Annotated in this window: 16 protein-coding genes; 4 read left to right on the forward strand and 12 right to left on the reverse strand. The window is 61.3% G+C overall.

Features of this window, described 5'->3' with window-relative positions; translation table 11 throughout:
* Positions 1-194 precede the first annotated feature (194 nt).
* Positions 195-1121 (forward strand): nucleoside recognition domain-containing protein, encoded by a 927-nt coding sequence (locus Q0063_RS01785; protein WP_297870256.1) that lies wholly within the window; start codon positions 195-197, stop codon positions 1119-1121.
* Positions 1122-1396: 275 nt separating this feature from the next.
* Here Q0063_RS01785 and Q0063_RS01790 read toward each other — a convergent pair whose 3' ends face one another.
* The 7 genes from Q0063_RS01790 to deoC all read right to left on the reverse strand — a co-directional run bounded on the left by Q0063_RS01790 (position 1397) and on the right by deoC (position 8799).
* Entirely contained in the window at positions 1397-2005 is a 609-nt protein-coding gene (locus tag Q0063_RS01790) for a DUF6273 domain-containing protein (protein WP_297870257.1), read from the reverse strand.
* A gap of 144 nt (positions 2006-2149) precedes the next feature.
* The gene (locus tag Q0063_RS01795) at positions 2150-3091 is read right to left on the reverse strand and encodes an ABC transporter permease (protein WP_297870258.1); all 942 of its coding nucleotides are present in this window, start codon (positions 3089-3091) and stop codon (positions 2150-2152) included.
* Complete coding sequence (locus Q0063_RS01800; RefSeq protein WP_297870259.1) at positions 3088-4203, reverse strand: ABC transporter permease; 1116 nt, start codon at positions 4201-4203, stop codon at positions 3088-3090. The genes Q0063_RS01795 and Q0063_RS01800 overlap by 4 nt, the downstream gene beginning before the upstream one ends.
* On the reverse strand, positions 4200-5714 hold the full coding sequence (locus Q0063_RS01805) for an ABC transporter ATP-binding protein (protein ID WP_297870343.1): 1515 nt from the start codon (positions 5712-5714) through the stop codon (positions 4200-4202). Before Q0063_RS01805 ends, Q0063_RS01800 begins: the two co-directional genes overlap by 4 nt.
* A gap of 245 nt (positions 5715-5959) precedes the next feature.
* Positions 5960-7144 carry a BMP family ABC transporter substrate-binding protein gene (locus tag Q0063_RS01810; RefSeq protein WP_297870260.1) on the reverse strand — a complete coding sequence of 395 codons (1185 nt, stop codon included), beginning with the start codon at positions 7142-7144 and terminating at the stop codon, positions 5960-5962.
* A gap of 275 nt (positions 7145-7419) precedes the next feature.
* Entirely contained in the window at positions 7420-8139 is a 720-nt protein-coding gene (gene deoD / locus Q0063_RS01815; RefSeq protein ID WP_297870261.1) for a purine-nucleoside phosphorylase, read from the reverse strand.
* A 3-nt stretch (positions 8140-8142) separates the two neighbouring features.
* Positions 8143-8799 carry a deoxyribose-phosphate aldolase gene (gene deoC, locus Q0063_RS01820; protein WP_297870262.1) on the reverse strand — a complete coding sequence of 219 codons (657 nt, stop codon included), beginning with the start codon at positions 8797-8799 and terminating at the stop codon, positions 8143-8145.
* A 179-nt stretch (positions 8800-8978) separates the two neighbouring features.
* Here deoC and Q0063_RS01825 point away from each other — a divergent pair, with 179 nt between their 5' ends.
* The 3 genes from Q0063_RS01825 (at position 8979) to lexA (ending at position 11685) form a co-directional block, all read left to right on the forward strand.
* Positions 8979-10184, forward strand: a complete 1206-nt coding sequence (locus tag Q0063_RS01825; RefSeq protein ID WP_297870263.1) for a S1C family serine protease — start codon at positions 8979-8981, stop codon at positions 10182-10184.
* A gap of 137 nt (positions 10185-10321) precedes the next feature.
* The gene (secG, locus tag Q0063_RS01830) at positions 10322-10552 is read left to right on the forward strand and encodes a preprotein translocase subunit SecG (RefSeq protein WP_367180312.1); all 231 of its coding nucleotides are present in this window, start codon (positions 10322-10324) and stop codon (positions 10550-10552) included.
* 542 nt (positions 10553-11094) lie between these two features.
* Positions 11095-11685, forward strand: coding sequence for a transcriptional repressor LexA (gene lexA / locus Q0063_RS01835; RefSeq protein WP_297870265.1), 591 nt, complete (start codon positions 11095-11097; stop codon positions 11683-11685).
* 156 nt (positions 11686-11841) lie between these two features.
* Here the strand turns inward: lexA and Q0063_RS01840 are convergent, their stop codons facing one another.
* The 5 genes from Q0063_RS01840 to Q0063_RS01860 all read right to left on the reverse strand — a co-directional run bounded on the left by Q0063_RS01840 (position 11842) and on the right by Q0063_RS01860 (position 14926).
* The gene (locus Q0063_RS01840; protein ID WP_297870344.1) at positions 11842-12012 is read right to left on the reverse strand and encodes a YjfB family protein; all 171 of its coding nucleotides are present in this window, start codon (positions 12010-12012) and stop codon (positions 11842-11844) included.
* 28 nt (positions 12013-12040) lie between these two features.
* A complete protein-coding gene (locus Q0063_RS01845; protein ID WP_297870266.1) occupies positions 12041-12295 on the reverse strand; it encodes a carbon storage regulator in 255 nt (84 codons plus the stop codon).
* Positions 12289-12738 carry a flagellar assembly protein FliW gene (gene fliW / locus Q0063_RS01850; RefSeq protein WP_297870267.1) on the reverse strand — a complete coding sequence of 150 codons (450 nt, stop codon included), beginning with the start codon at positions 12736-12738 and terminating at the stop codon, positions 12289-12291. The genes Q0063_RS01845 and fliW overlap by 7 nt, the downstream gene beginning before the upstream one ends.
* A gap of 13 nt (positions 12739-12751) precedes the next feature.
* Positions 12752-13360 carry a DUF6470 family protein gene (locus tag Q0063_RS01855; RefSeq protein ID WP_297870268.1) on the reverse strand — a complete coding sequence of 203 codons (609 nt, stop codon included), beginning with the start codon at positions 13358-13360 and terminating at the stop codon, positions 12752-12754.
* Between the two features lie 72 nt (positions 13361-13432).
* Entirely contained in the window at positions 13433-14926 is a 1494-nt protein-coding gene (locus Q0063_RS01860; protein WP_297870269.1) for a hypothetical protein, read from the reverse strand.
* Positions 14927-14938 lie beyond the last annotated feature (12 nt).

Genomic DNA, 14938 nt, shown 5'->3' on the forward strand with positions numbered 1-14938 from the left:
TCGCCTGCCGTTCTTCGCCTGCCGTTCTTCGCCTGCCGTTCTTCGCCTGCCGTTCCCTCGCCTGCCGTTCTTCGCCTGCCGTTCCCTCGCCTGCCGTTCTTCCTGCTCCGGGTTTTGCGCGGCGTCCCGGCAAAGGCCGCCGGTGCACGCATGGTTTGTCTCTCCGGCGCATAGAGTCTGTCAGGTGATGTGTTGTGAAGGCTGCAAAAAAACGCCGGCGAACCGACGCCTGTCTGGTTCTCTGCGGTGTACTGATCTGGTTTCTGGCGGACGCGGACCGGGTCCGTAGGGCGGCGGCAGAGGCCCTGATTCTCTGCGGCTCCTCGGTGATACCGGCTCTGTTCCCCTTTCTGGCGGTGTCCGCCCTGCTGATTTCCCTGGGCTTCGGGGACTGGGTCTCTCCCCATCTGGCGGGGCTGATGGCCCTGTTCCGTCTGCCGGGCAGCGCCGGGTCCGCCCTGCTGCTGGGTCTGGTAGGGGGCTATCCCATTGGGGCGAGGACGGCGGCGGACCTCTATGAAAAGGGCCTGCTGACCTCCGGAGAGGCGGAACGGCTGCTGTCCTTCTGCAACAACTCCAACCCGGTGTTCCTGGTCAGCGTCCTGGGGGCCGGGGTCTTCGGCAGCGTCCGCGCCGGGATTTACCTGTGGCTCATTCACATTCTTTCCGCTCTTCTGGCGGGTCTGTTTTTCCGGGGAAAGCGGAAACAGACTGCCCCCCAGCGGGTGACAAGGAGAACCCCCTGCCAGGAGCTCCCTTCCCTCCCGACCGCCCTTGTGAGGGCGGTTCAAGGCAGCGCCCTGTCCATGCTGTCGGTCTGTGCCTTTGTGGTGCTGTTCTATGTGCTGGCCCAGCCTCTCGGCGGGCTGGGCGGAGGTCTGGGCCCGGCCCTGGTGGGTCTGACGGAGCTGTTCTCCCTGACGCCGATGCTGACGCCCTCGTATTCCGGCTTCATTCTGGCCTCCGGCTGTGCCGGCTGGGGCGGACTGTCGGTGCTCTGTCAGACGGCGGCGGTGCTGGACGGCAGCGGTCTCAGACTCCGGAACTGCGTCCTGGGCAAGGCCTTGCAGGGGGCGCTTGCCGCCCTGCTGGCGGCGCTGGTTCAGAGGTTTTTGCTGTGATGGATAGAACAATCTGTTGTTTTTTGGCGAATTGATACGAATTGTATTCGGTTTCTGTTTCAGGCCCAGTCCCGGAACGCGGGGCGGCACAGAGGCCGCCCCCTGCACGTCGCCGCCGGAAAACCGCCCTGTAGGGGCCGGGCTCTGTCCCGGCCCGTTTTTCATTGACAACCTGGCCCCTTTCTCATCGGCGACCCGTTTCCCATTCCCGGTCCAGTCCCGGAACGCGGGGCGGCACAGAGGCCGCCCCCTGCACGTCGCCGCCGGAAAGCCCCTCAGTCTGTTCTGAGCCAGAACGCGGGACGAACACAGCTGTCTGTCTCTTCCACGCCCTGCGCCGCCCGTTCAATGTATCCGTCAAAATTGACACAGCTGATGAAATCGTACGCCCCCTCTTCCCTGTCACGAAAATCCCCATAGTACCGCAGCCACCAGCAGCCCCTGTTCTGCTCCTCGCAGTCCTCGTCCATAAACCACGCCCCCTGGGACCGCGCATAAGCGGTCGTCAGCGCTCCACGCTCTTCATAATCCACATAGTCCTCCGCTTCATCGTCAAATAACGCTTCCACTTCCTCTGTGCTTAACAGAAACATATAATCCTGCGTATTTCCGGCCGGGTTTTCCACCGTGGAAAGGAGAATTTTCTCCCGCTCCTCTGCCGAAAAAGCCTGCATGAGAAAATCATGGTTCAGCCAGCTTCTCAGTGCGCAGTCCCGCCATGTGACCCGTTCGGAACGCGTATGATATGGCTTGCAGTCCAGCAGGTACCTGCTCACGCAGAGGCAGCGGCCCTCTTCCTCCTTCAGAACAATCCACTCCACCGGCTCCTTTTTCATCCCGCTGTTCTGCGGGTATGCGCCTGCCACCACGGTTTTTTGATACATAGCTTCTCCCTTTCTCACCGCAAGCGCCGGCCCTCCCGGTACGGCGGGCGTCACGCGGCGCTTTTTCATCAAAAGAAAGACCCCCGGCACTGGCCGGAGGCCTCTCCATTTTGTATGGTTTTGAATTTTTTCTACAAGATGTATTTACCGCTGTCCCTTGTCGTAGGGAATGCCCTCTGCCTTGGGCGCCCGGGACTTCTGAGAGGTGAAGGCCAGGACCACCAGGGAGATGATATAAGGCAGCATATTGTAGACAGCGGCCGGCAGCTCCAGGCTTTTCAGGAAGTCAAAGCCGGTATACACGTTGCCCAGGGCCCGGCAGAAGCCGAAGAGCAGCGCCGCCAGGGCGATGCGGGTGGGCTTCCACTGGCCGAAAATCATAACCGCCAGGGCCAGGAAGCCGAAGCCCGCCACACCGTTCTCGAATTTCCACTCGCTGACGCCGGCGGTGATGTACACAATGCCGCCCAGGCCCCCCAGCATGCCGGAAATCAGCACGCCGGCATAGCGCATTTTATAGACGTTGATGCCCACGCTGTCCGCCGCCTGGGGATGCTCGCCGCAGGCCATGAGCCGCAGGCCGAAGCGGGTCTTGTACAAGGAGACATAGGAGCCGATGAGGGCCAGCAGGGCCAGCAGCATGAACCAGTTGAACTCGAAGCCCCCCAGGTTCACAATGAAGGCCTTTTTGGCGTTGATATACTGGATGGTAGAGGATACATTGTCCACATTCTCGGCGGTGTTCATGGCCTTGACAAACACTGTGGCCGCCGCGGTGCCCAGCAGGTTCATGGCGGTGCCCACCAGGGTCTGATCCGCCTTGAAGTTCACGGCGGCCACCGCCAGCAGCAGGGAGTACAGCATCCCCAGCAGAACCGCCGCCAGCACCACCAGAACAATCATGACAAAGGCGGAGGTGCTGTCCGGCAGGAACTTCATCATCAGCGCGCCGCCCAGCGCACCCATGACCATGATGCCCTCCAGGCCGATGTTGATGACGCCGGAGTGCTCGGAGAAGCAGCCGCCCAGCGCCACCAGCAGAAGGACGGAGGCGAAAATCAGCATATATTGCAGCAGCAAAATCATTTCCCGCCGCCTCCTTTCTTCTCATCCCGGCGGTTCAGCCACCGGTTCAGAGCCACCTTGAAGAACAGCACGAAGCCGCAGAGATAGATAATCAGGGCGGAGATAAAGTCGGAAATCTGGGCGGAATACATGGTTTTGTCCACATAAGCGCCGCCGTTGGTGATGTGCTGGATAAAGTAGGAGGAGAAGATGGAGCCAATGGGGCTCAGCCCGCCCAGGAAGGCGGCGGCGATGCCGTTGAAGCCCATGGCGGGGACGGCGGACTGGGTGCACTGCCACTGCTCGAACCCGGTGAGGAAGAGCATGGCCGCACCCATGCCGGCCAGCGCCCCGGCGATGGCCATGGTGAGAATCAGGTTTTTCTTCTCCCGCATGCCGCAGTATTTGGCGGCAAACTTGTTGCAGCCGGTGGCCTTCAGCTCATAGCCCAGCTTCGTCTTCTCCAGCAGCACCCAGACCAGAACCGCCGCAATGACGGACAAGGGCACCGCAATGGTCACATACTGGTTTTTGCTGAACAGACCCCCCAGACCCAGAGAGGGCAGGATCGCCTCGGGGCTGGTGCTGGACAGGGTGTAGGTATAGGGGCTGGTCTCCTCCTTGACCTTTGTCAGGAGGGTGTTCACGGAATAGAGGCTGATCCAGTTCAGCATGATGCAGGAGATGACCTCGTTGACGTTGCAGCAGGCCTTCAGCACGCCGGAGACAGCCCCCAGCAGCGCCCCGGCCAGGACGGCCGCCATGAGGCAGAGATACCAGGGCAGATGCAGCCCCAGGGCACAGTAGAGACAGGCTCCGGCCCCCACCACGTACTGCCCCGCCGCGCCGATGTTGAACAGGCCCACCTTATAGGCGAAGAGAATCGACAGGCTGCACATCAGCAGCGGCGCGGTCTTCACCAGGGTGCTGCCCAGATATTTCAGCTGAGCGGTGGTCCGGGAATAGGTCATGAAGTTCTTGACAATGGTCAGAATGGCCTCGCCGGCTCCGGCGGGATTGATAAGCAGCAGGGCAATGTAGCCAAGCAGCAGTCCGATCAGGATGCACAGCAGGGAGGCCAGCAGGGACTGCACCGCGCCGTTGCGCAGCAGAGGCGATTTCTCCTTTTTCATGACGCCGCCCCCTCTCTCTTCGCGCCGGCCATGTACAGGCCCAGCTCCTCCACGGTGACCTTCTTCGGGTCAAACTCACCGACAATCTCCCCCTCGTACATCACGAGGATACGGTCGGACACGTTCATGACCTCGTCCAGCTCCAGGCTCACCAGCAGCACGCCCTTCCCGGCGTCCCGCTGGGCCACAATCTGTTTATGGATGTACTCAATGGCTCCCACGTCCAGACCCCGGGTGGGCTGGACCGCAATCAGCAGCTCCGGGTCCTTGTCAATCTCCCGGGCAATGATGGCCTTCTGCTGGTTGCCGCCGGACATGCTCCGGGCGGGGGTGACGGGGCCCTGGCCGGAACGGACGTCGTACTGCTCAATGAGGCCCACGGCGTACTCCCGAATGGCCCGCCTCTTCAGGAAGCCGGCGGGCGTGACAAAATGATGCTCGAAATAGCGTTGGAGCACCATATTGTCCTCCAGCGTGTAGTCCAGCACCAGACCGTGTTTATGCCGGTCCTCGGGAATGTGGCTCATGCCGGAAACAGCGCGCTTGCGGATGGGGGCATGGGTGATATCCTGGCCGTTCAGGGTCAGGGTCCCCGCCTTCAGGGGCTCCAGGCCGGTGAGGCCGTAGACCAGCTCGGTCTGTCCGTTGCCGTCGATGCCGGCGATGCAGACAATCTCGCCCCGGCGGACCTGGAAGGAGACGCCTTTCACCGCGTTGTTGTTGTGCCGCTTTGAGGCGACGGTCATGCCCTTTACGTCCAGAACGACCTCGCCGGGTCTGGCGGGGGCCTTCTCGACGGCAAAGCTCACGTCCCGGCCCACCATCATGCGGCTCAGCTCCTCCTGGCTGGTCTCCGCAATGCTGACGGTGCCGATGTACTTCCCTTTCCGCAGCACGGAACAGCGGTTGGCCACGGCCATGATCTCGCCCAGCTTGTGGGAGATGAAGAGAATGCTCTTCCCCTCGGCGGAGAGGTTCCGCATAATCTGCATCAGCTCGTCAATCTCCTGGGGAGTCAGCACGGCGGTGGGCTCGTCGAAAATCAGGATCTCGTTCTCCCGGTACAGCATTTTCAGAATCTCCGTGCGCTGCTGCATGCCCACGGTGATGTCCTCCACCAGGGCGTCCGGGTCCACCCTGAGCCCGTACTTCTCCGACAGGGCCAGCACCTTTTCCCGGGCCTCGGCCTTCTGGAGGAAGCCGTGCTTACAGGGCTCCACGCCCATGATGATGTTGTCCAGAACGGTGAAGCACTCCACGAGCTTGAAATGCTGGTGCACCATGCCGATGCCCAGGGCGTTGGCATCGTTGGGGTCCCTGATGGAAACCGGCTGCCCGTTCTTTCTGATGGAGCCCTCCTCCGGCTGGTACAGGCCGAAGAGCACGCTCATCAGCGTGGATTTTCCGGCGCCGTTTTCGCCTAAAAGGGCGTGAATTTCGCCTTTTTTAAGCTGCAATGTGATATTGTCGTTGGCCACGATGCCCGGAAAGCGCTTGGTGATGTTCAGCATCTCGATGGCATAGTTCTCTTCCAATGTCACGACCTCCCCCTTCTTCACAGACACTTCAAACCGTCGTCACAGTTCGTTCATATTGTATTGTACTATATTCCGCCGCATATTTCAAAGGATATTTGCAATTTTCCACAAAATTTCCTGCCGTGCCTTTGCCGGGGCGGAACATTTTGCGGAACCGGGACCGCATAAAGCGCAAAAGAGGACGGGCAAGGCCCGTCCTCTCCGGTGTGCAGGGAAATTTACTTGATATTTCCGTACTCGTTCACAGTGGTGTTGGCCAGGGTGGGCATGGCGGTAATGTCGTCGGAGACGGTGATCTTTCCGTCGAACATATCCTTCACCAGGGCCTTATAGTCGTCCTGAGTGAAGCCGTCGGCCCACTGGGTGGTCTCCATGGGGAGCAGGACATAGTTGGCGTCGGGGTCGTCGCCGGACACCAGGCCCAGGGTCTCGGCCTTGCCGCCGTAGTTGGCGAAGTTGCCGGCGGCCACCTCGTCCAGCATGTGGGTAACGGTGGCCGCCAGGCCCTTCATGGCGGAGGTAACCGTCAGGCCCTCGCCGTAACCGCCGTCGATCTGGGCGGACTGGTCCACGTCCACGCCGATGACCTTGGCGCCGTCAACCTTGGCAGCCGCCTCAGCGGCAGAGGCGTAGATGCCGCCGCCGCAGGCAAAGACGCACTCCACTTTCAGGGTCTGATACCAGTTGTCCATATAAGCGGTAATATCGGGGTCTCCACTGAACTGGTTGCCATAGACATATTCCACAACAGGCTTCACGCCCAGCTCACCGGCGGCGGCGTCCACGCCTTGGAGGAAGCCATAGCCAAAGCGCTGCACGGCGGGAACAGCCATGCCGCCCAGATAGCCCAGGTGGGTATAGCCCAGCTTCACAGCGGCCACGCCGGCCATGTAGCCGGACAGCTCTTCCTGGTACACGGCGCAGTAGGTGTTGGCGGGCACGGTGCCCACGTCGCCCTCGGCCACGTCCAGAGCGATGAAGTTCACATCGGGATAGGTGTCGGCCACCTCGGTGATGGTCTCGGCAAAGGCGAAGCCGGGCATGACGATGGTGTTGTAGCCCTCATCAATAGCGGCCTCCACCATGGCCACGCGCTCGGCGGTGGAGTCACCGACGGGCTTGAAGTAGGTGAAGGGCACACCCTTGGACTCACACCAGGCCTTGCTTGCCTCATAGGTGGTCTGGTTAAAGGACTGGTCGGTGATGTCGCCATAGTCGGTAATCATGGCAACCATCATGTCGCTTTCGCCGCCGCCGGCAGGCTCCTGCTGGGCGTCGCCGGCGGGCTCCTGCTGGGCATCGCCGGCAGGCTCCTGCTGGGTGTCTCCGCCGGAATTGCCGCCGCAGGCGGCCAGGGACAGGCAAAGGACCAATGCCAGCATCATCGCAAGAAACTTCTTCATTGGAATCAACCTTCCTTCTGATTTGACTCTCGCAGGGGCGCGGGGCGCTCCTGCAAGGACGGGCCTATTATATCAACTCTTTCAGGCAATTTCAACCAGATTCACGGATTGTTTTCCCTTTGGCCTCAATTTTGTAAACTTTGCCCAGCCGCCAGACAGGGGGCTTTTCCGCTTCCTCGGCCCCCGGACCGGCTGCGCGCCAGGGGATTCAGGGCGGTCCGGGTGCTTTCCCGGCATCGCGGAGGCAAACCGGAAGCGAAGCGGAAACAAAAAACTCAGCTCCGGCGGGCCATTTCCACGGCGGTCTCCAGGGCAATCTCCATCATCTGGGTGAAGCTGGTCTGCCGGTCCGCCGGGGGCAGGGCCTCGCCGGTGACCAGACTGTCGGAGATGGTGCAGATAGCCAGGGCCCGTTTTCCGGCCTCGGCGGCGTTTAAGTACAGGGCGGCGGACTCCATCTCAATGGCCAGAACGCCCATGTCCCCCCATTTCAGGGTATCCCCGGCCTTGTTGTAGAACACGTCGGAGCTGAGCAGGTTCCCCACCACCGGAGCCGCGCCCAGGCGGCGGGCCGCCTCCACGGCGGTTTCCAGCAGCTCGAAATCCGCGATGGGGGCAAACTGGCCGGAGAGGCCGAACTGATGGGCATAGCGGGAATCGGTGCAGGAGCCCTGACCCATCACCACGTCCCGCAGCTTCAGCCTGGGGGAGATGGCCCCGGCGCTGCCCACCCGGATGATGTTGTCCACATCATAGAAGTGGAACAGCTCGTGTGAGTAGATGCCGATGCTGGGCATTCCCATGCCGGAGGCCATGACGGACACCGGCGTGCCGCGGTAGGTCCCGGTATAGCCCTGGACGCCCCGGACGTTGTTCACCAGCCTGGCGTCTTCCAGAAAGGTCTCCGCGATGAATTTCGCCCGGAGGGGATCGCCGGGCATCAGTACGGTTTTGGCGAAATCGCCCTTGACAGCTTCGTTATGCGGCGTTCCCATGCTTCATCCCTCCATGGCCTTCACGGCCTTGACCACCCGGCTGGTCCCCAATCTGGAGGCCCCCAGGCTGATAAAATCCTCAGCGTCCTTCAAATCGGAAATGCCTCCGGCGGCTTTGATCTTCACGCCGGGGCCCACGTGTTTGGCGAAGAGAGCCACGTCCTCCTGGGTGGCTCCGCCGCCGCCGAAGCCGGTGGAGGTTTTAATGTAGTCCGCCCCGGACTCCGTGACAATTTCACACAGCTTGATTTTTTCCTCATCGGTGAGGAAGCAGGTCTCAATAATCACCTTCAGCAGCTTCCCCTTGCAGGCGGCCTTGACGGCCCTGATCTCCGCCAGGACCTCGTCCCATTTCCGGTCCTTCACCCAGCCCACGTTAATCACCATGTCCACCTCGTCCGCGCCGTTGTCCACGGCGTCGGAAGCCATGAAGCACTTGGCGGCGGCGGTGTCGTAGCCGTTGGGGAAGCCGATGACGGTGCACACGGGCAGACGGCCCCCCAGGTACTCCGCCGCCTGCTTCACAAAGCTGGCGGGGATGCAGACGCTGGCGCAGCCGTATTTGACCCCGTCGTCACAGACGGCCCGGATTTCCTCCCAGGTGGCCGTCTGAGCCAGGAGAGTGTGGTCGCATTTGCCAAGAATTTCCTTCAGTTCCATTTCAGTCTTCTCCTTCATCATCATAGAATCCAATCCTCTGCCGGCGGCATATGCTTCTTTTGTGCATTATAGCAAAGTTTCCCCCGTCTGTCCAGTGGCCCGTCCCCCAAACCTTGCAAAAAAGCCCCGGCGGTGCTAAAATTTTTGAATATCAAAGATTAAATTATGGAGGCTGCCCTATGAAAAGACGTTTCCTCTCTCTCCTCTGCGCCCTGGCCCTGCTGCTGGCGGCGGTCCCCTCCGCCGCCGCGCTGGAGGGCGAGGCCCGGCGGGCTCTGGAGGTTCTGACCGTGCTGAACATCGCCGGGAATCCCCCGGCGGACTCCGCCCTGAAAACCGCCATTCCCCGGGGCGAGGCAGCGGTGCTGCTGCTGCGCTTCTCCGGCTCCGGCGTCTCCCAGCCGGACACCGCCCTCAGCCGCGCCAAGGCCGCGGGCTGGCTGACCCGCACGGTGCCCCAGGAGGGGCCCATCACCGCCGGGGAGTTCTGCGCCGCATTGCTGCGGCTGCTGGGCTATGAGGGCGCATCCGACACCGACGGGACCGTATACGCCCGGCGCATCGGCCTCACCGCCCGGGACTATGAGGGGAACCTGACCTGGGGGGACGCTTTCCAGATTCTCCGGGACGCTCTGACCTTCCCCTATCGGGACGGGCCCGCCGTCATTCAGCAGCTGACCGGCGCCGGCTTCTGCGCCCGCTCCGATGCCGAGGCCCTGGGGCTTTTCGATGAGGAGCTCACCGCCCGGCAGACGGCGGACCGGCACATGTCCGCCGTCTTCTGCATCCGGACCTATGAGACAGATCTGGAATACCGGATGGGCGTTCCCAGCGGCGAGGCCAGCGGCTTTTTCATCACCTCCGACGGTCTGGCGGCCACCAACTACCACACCATTGAGGGGGCCCTCTACGCCACCGCCACCCTGGTCACCGGCGAGGTCTACCCGGTGGAGCGCGTCGTCTACCACGACAAGGGCATGGACATCGCCCTGCTGAAAATCTCCCAAACCTCCACGGACAAGGCCGAGGCCCCGGCCTTCGCCGTCCTGGAGCTGGCGGAGGAGGCGGATCTCCGGCCCGGCGACGTGGTGTATACCCTGGGCAACCCCCTGGGCCTGGGTCTGGCCGTGAGCAGCGGCATCGTCAGCGATGTGGACCGGGTCGTGGACACCTATACCCTGCCCTGCGTCATGAACACCGCCGACATCTCCCAGGGCAGCAGCGGAGGCGCGCTGCTGAACGTTTACGGCCATGTGGTGGCCGTCACCTCCGGCGCTTATACCTACGGCAACAACATGTATCTGGCCGTCCCCATCGCCCCCGTCCTGGAGGCGGACTGGACCGCCCAGGGCCAGACCCTGGCGGAGGTTGCCCGGGCCTCCTGACGCCCCCGGTTCTCCCAATTTCTTTGGGAATTTTGCAAAATGCTCTTGAAAACAGCGGCGGACTGTGGTAGAATTTATGCTTGTCGAAGTGATTAAAAAATTTCAGGCCAGGGCCTGAATGTTGGAGGTTGAACGTTTTGAAGCTTTTCATCACCATTTTGCAGCTCCTCTGCGGTCTGGGAATCATCCTGGCCGTGCTGTTCCAGTCCGGCAAGAGCGCCGGCCTCTCCGGCGCCATCGGCGGCGTGGCGGACTCCTTCCTGGCCAAGAACAAGGCCAAGACCATGGACGCCAAGCTGGCCCGGGCCACCAAGTGGATTGGCGCCGTGTTCCTGATTCTGACCATGGTGCTGCTGATTCTGGGCTGAGAAACCGAAGCAAACGTTGCAAAAAGCGCGAAAAGGCACGAAAAGGCACGAAAAACGTCCGGACAGATGTCCGGACGTTTTTTTGCACTTTTTTGCCCTGTTCCGCCGCCCAGGGCCCGAGGCGGTTCGGGAGTGTCCATTCCCGCATTTTATAACAGGACCATGATGCAGGGGCCGCCGCCCTCGGCGGCCTGCCGATACAAGGGCCTCACATCGGGCCGTCCAAGGGGGCGCTGCAAAATAAAATCTGCCAATCGGACACTCCCGGCGGTTCCGGGCATCCGGGACCCGGACGCCTCCTGAGAAGGTTCCTCCCTTGCGTCCCGTCTCCGTCCCATGCTCCCCCGAATGGGATGCCGCACGGGACGGCCTCGGAAACACATCCCGTCTCTTTCCCTGCGCCGGACGCCGCCCAATCAGGGTAATTTCAATAAAATGCGAAGAATCTGGAACGCCTGTTTGCATTTTTGAAAAAGATGTGTTATAATGGTTCCAAATCGTCTGGGGATGGTTCAAAGCGCCCCAGGATAGGAGGCTTTCCTATGCCGGAGCTCACCCACATGCAGCAGAAAATATACAACTACATTGCCGCCTGCGTACAGCAGCAGGGCTATCCCCCTTCCGTGCGGGAGATTGGCGACGCGGTGGGACTGCGGTCTCCCTCCACCGTCCACTTCCACCTCAAGCACCTGGAGGAAGCCGGGGTCATCACCAAGGGAGCCGGCAAGGGCCGGGCCCTGGCTCTGACGGAGCCCCCCGTCCCCAAAAACCAGGTGCCCATCCTGGGCAATGTGGCCGCCGGCAATCCCATTCTGGCGGAGGAGTGCATTGAGGACTATCTTCCCTTCGACGCCGGCGGACGGGACGAGGAATATTTCGCCCTGCGGGTCCGGGGAGAATCCATGCTCAACGCCGGCATCCTGCCCGGCGATCTGGTGGTGGTCCACCGGCAGTCCAGCGCCCGCCACGGGGATATCGTGGTGGCCCTTCTGGAGGACGAGGCCACGGTAAAACGCCTCTCTCTCCGAAACGGTCAGGTCTGGCTGATGCCGGAAAACGACGACTACTCCCCCATCGACGGCACCTATGCCCGGATTCTGGGGAAGGTGGAGGCAGTGACCCGGTATTACTGAGGCGGCAGGCCCCGCGTCCTCAGCCGCCGGACGGCTTTTGTCTGTCCCCCTCCAGTCCTCTGAAATCAGCTGGAATTCCGGTTCTCTCCCTCCCCCTTCCCGGCAGCAGAAAAGCCCTGGAGATGCTTCATCTCCAGGGCTTTCTTCCCGCGCCTGTCAGGCGTAGGTGTCAATATACTGCCCCTTGGGCAATTCTTCCAGCATCCGCACCATTTCCTGGCCCGCCAGCTCCGCCGTGTCCATGACCTTCTTGGTCACCGCGGTGGAGTACTGCACCTGAAACTGCGCGGCCTTCATGCTCATCGCCATGCTGGCAATGGAATCCATCACAAAGCAACTCTCCTTTCTGCCCGAATCAGGCGTTTCCATCAGGCGGCTTCCGCTCCGGAATGCCGCCCAGCAGCCCCAGCAGCTCCGCCGGGGCCGCTTCCTCCGCTGCGGAATCCCGGTTGGCCGCCGTGGCGTCCAACAGCTCACTCCGCAGAATGGGGATTTCCTGAGGCGCGGAGATGGCCAGACGCACCCGGCCCCCTTCCACGGAAATCACGGAAATGGATATCTCCTCGCCAATCACCACGGACTCGCCGGGCTTTCGCTGCAAAATCAGCAAGGTACGGCCCCCTCCCCGCTGCCAAATTCCGATAGGGGGTGCCGCATTTCGTACTGCTCCATAATGACCTGCCGGGCCACTCGGGTCTCAGGGTGGACAACCAGGGGACAGCGGAGATTGACCGTGCTGTCGGAAACAGGCTTCTTCACCGCGCAGAGCACGTAAAAGCCCAGCTCTCCCGCGTCGGCCACGCCGAACTGCTGAAGCTCCGGCTTGCGGAGCACCGGCGCATAGTCCGGCTTCAGGGCAAAGGGGTCCAGCACGATGAAGGCCAGGGCAGGCGTCGCCGTGCTCTGGAGACAGAGCATGTTTCCGTGGCTCCCGTCAAAGGGCAGAAGGAGAAAGCTGTGTTCCTCCTCGAAGCCGAATATGCCCGCCGGAAAGGCGAGGGTCTCGTCGGCCTCATATTCAATCTCGCCGAAATATTTGGTCTGGAGCTTCAATGGGAACCTCCTGTCACGCCTGCACGTCTACAGGCTCATAGTCGGGATCGGCGGAAGGCGGCACATACAGCGGCCCGCCGATATACTTGATGATAACCTCCGGCTTCTGCTTGACGGAAATCTCAATGTCGCCGGGGGTAAACTCAAACTTGGCCTGGCTGACCCGCCAGTCGAAATTCAGCTTATCCATCTCATAGCGGATGTTCATCTCGCCGGGGTCCCAGGTAATCTCCGGGCCCTCCTTGGGGATGAAGTCCATGGCCGGCTGGCTGAACATCTGCGTGCTGATGGCAGTCTTGGCAAGCTGGGCCTGCACATCCTCGCCTATCTGGGCTTTCAAATAGAGCTCTCCCTCCTGGGCATAAGTGGCAGTGGCCGTGTAGGCGGCCTGCCGGCCTTCCTGTGCGTTCTTCTGGACGCTCTGGGCGGGAGTGGGCATTATGGAGCTGCGCATCTCAAACGTGTCCATATTCAGCTGAATCGGCCGGCTCTTGATGCTCAGTCCGCCCCGGTCCCGGGAAATTTCCAGCTCGGCGGATGCCTGTACGTGCTTCAGCTGCGCACGGGACGTCTTCATTTCAATTTCGATCGGGACTCTCGTAATTTCAATCAGTTGTTCCATAAATCATAGCGCTCTCCTTCCATCTGAATTTCCAATTCGCGGATTCTCTATCTATATCTGTATTCCCGGACCTTACAGGTTCATATAATCCATCAGGCTCTGGGACAAAATACTGTTGCCCACCTTCAGTGCGGTGTCATAGCAGTATTTGGCATACATGTAGTCCTCAATGGCGGCGGCGGGATCAACATCCTCCAGAGCCAGGAACTGCTCGTTCAGGGTCTTGGCATTGTTGGTCAGCAGCTCGCCGTTGTCCCTGAGGAAACCGCTCTGGGCATCCAGCTCGTCATAGCGCTGCTTGGCCAGGCTGGCGCTGTCCTCGAACTGCTGGGCCAGGGCATACGCCCGGGCCTTATCCTCGTCGCTGGCCCAGGCGCCGCTGTCAGGGTCGCAGCGCAGCAGAATCTGTCCGAATTCCTCCATGACGGAAACCACGTTGTTGGGCATATCGTCAAAGGTCCACTCCTTGCCGTCCACCTTGACGGTCTTGGATGTGGTGCCGGTGCCGCCCAGGTAGTAAACCCCCTGAAGGGCCTCGTTGAACACGCTGGACTCCACAATCTCGCCTTCCCGCTCCTGGAAGCCCAGGCCCAGGTCGATGAATTTTTTCTCATCGTTGAGATAGTAGTTCAGCTTTTCATTGTCGTTGGAATCCACCGGGACGCCGCGGTAGCACAGCTTCCGGCCGGCCTCGCTCTCCTCGCTGGTGGGGGTGCCGTCGGCCTTCAGGTATTGCTTGGAGCTGTTTTCATCATAGTCTGGGTTCTCCTGGGGGACCTGCTCCGCCTTGGAGGCCTTGCCGGTGCCGTAGCCGTCGGCCTTCAAATACTGGCCGTAGCGTTTGTCCTGATAGACCGCCACATCCACCGTCGTACCGTTCGCGGCGGCGTCCGCCTCCATCTGCTGGACCTCTTTCATGTATTCCTCGTCATAGTTGGGGTTCTCCTTGGGTCCCAGGGCGGCCAGAGCCGGGTCGTTGGTGAACAGGGCCCCGTTCTGCGCCTCCTGAGAGGCCGGGTCGATCATATACTTGAAAGCGCCCGCGTGTTCGGCATTGGTCGGATCCGCCTTGGCGGGGTCGATATAGTCGGGGTTCTTGGCCGGCTTCCAGGTAAAGGGCACATTCAGGGTATCCGCCCCGGAGAAGACGAAGTTCTCTCCGTACCGGCCGTTCATGCTCTGAATCACGCCGTCCGCCTTGGAGACCAGAGTCTGCCCCAGGGCGTTGCGCCCGGAGGCAATGGGGTCGTTGAGGGCCTCCAGAATGCTGCCGAAGCCGGTGTCGGGCTTCACGGTGTCGATCATCTCGGAAACGCCGTCCAGGGTCTTCCATGCCTGCTGATACTTGCTGTACACAGATTCGTTCAGCGTCAGCTGGCTGCTGGCCCGCAGATAGGACCGGCGAAGCTGGAAGCAGCGGGCGGCAGCGGCGGGGTCCTCGGCAAAGGAATTGAAATTGCGCTGGGTCTCAATCTTGGTCATAGCCTGGCTCATGGTCCAGCCGGAGCGGTTCAAATTATAGCGGTAGTTCTTCAGATTGCCTACCGTTGTCATACGCGGAATCATGGCTGCGTTCCC

Origin of the sequence: uncultured Oscillibacter sp. (assembly GCF_947654275.1) — a bacterium.
Lineage (GTDB): Bacteria > Bacillota > Clostridia > Oscillospirales > Oscillospiraceae > Oscillibacter.

Bases quoted from the DNA above. Each gene is read 5' to 3' on its own strand.
- Q0063_RS01860 (WP_297870269.1), bottom strand. From the start codon at position 14,926: ATGATTCCGCGTATGACAACGGTAGGCAATCTGAAGAACTACCGCTAT.
- Q0063_RS01855 (WP_297870268.1), bottom strand. From the start codon at position 13,360: ATGGAACAACTGATTGAAATTACGAGAGTCCCGATCGAAATTGAAATG.
- Q0063_RS01805 (WP_297870343.1), bottom strand. From the start codon at position 5,714: ATGCTGAACATCACCAAGCGCTTTCCGGGCATCGTGGCCAACGACAAT.
- deoC (WP_297870262.1), bottom strand. From the start codon at position 8,799: ATGGAACTGAAGGAAATTCTTGGCAAATGCGACCACACTCTCCTGGCT.
- Q0063_RS01790 (WP_297870257.1), bottom strand. From the start codon at position 2,005: ATGTATCAAAAAACCGTGGTGGCAGGCGCATACCCGCAGAACAGCGGG.
- Q0063_RS01825 (WP_297870263.1), top strand. From the start codon at position 8,979: ATGAAAAGACGTTTCCTCTCTCTCCTCTGCGCCCTGGCCCTGCTGCTG.
- Q0063_RS01840 (WP_297870344.1), bottom strand. From the start codon at position 12,012: ATGGATTCCATTGCCAGCATGGCGATGAGCATGAAGGCCGCGCAGTTT.
- Q0063_RS01810 (WP_297870260.1), bottom strand. From the start codon at position 7,144: ATGAAGAAGTTTCTTGCGATGATGCTGGCATTGGTCCTTTGCCTGTCC.
- deoD (WP_297870261.1), bottom strand. From the start codon at position 8,139: ATGGGAACGCCGCATAACGAAGCTGTCAAGGGCGATTTCGCCAAAACC.
- Q0063_RS01795 (WP_297870258.1), bottom strand. From the start codon at position 3,091: ATGATTTTGCTGCTGCAATATATGCTGATTTTCGCCTCCGTCCTTCTG.
- lexA (WP_297870265.1), top strand. From the start codon at position 11,095: ATGCCGGAGCTCACCCACATGCAGCAGAAAATATACAACTACATTGCC.
- Q0063_RS01800 (WP_297870259.1), bottom strand. From the start codon at position 4,203: ATGAAAAAGGAGAAATCGCCTCTGCTGCGCAACGGCGCGGTGCAGTCC.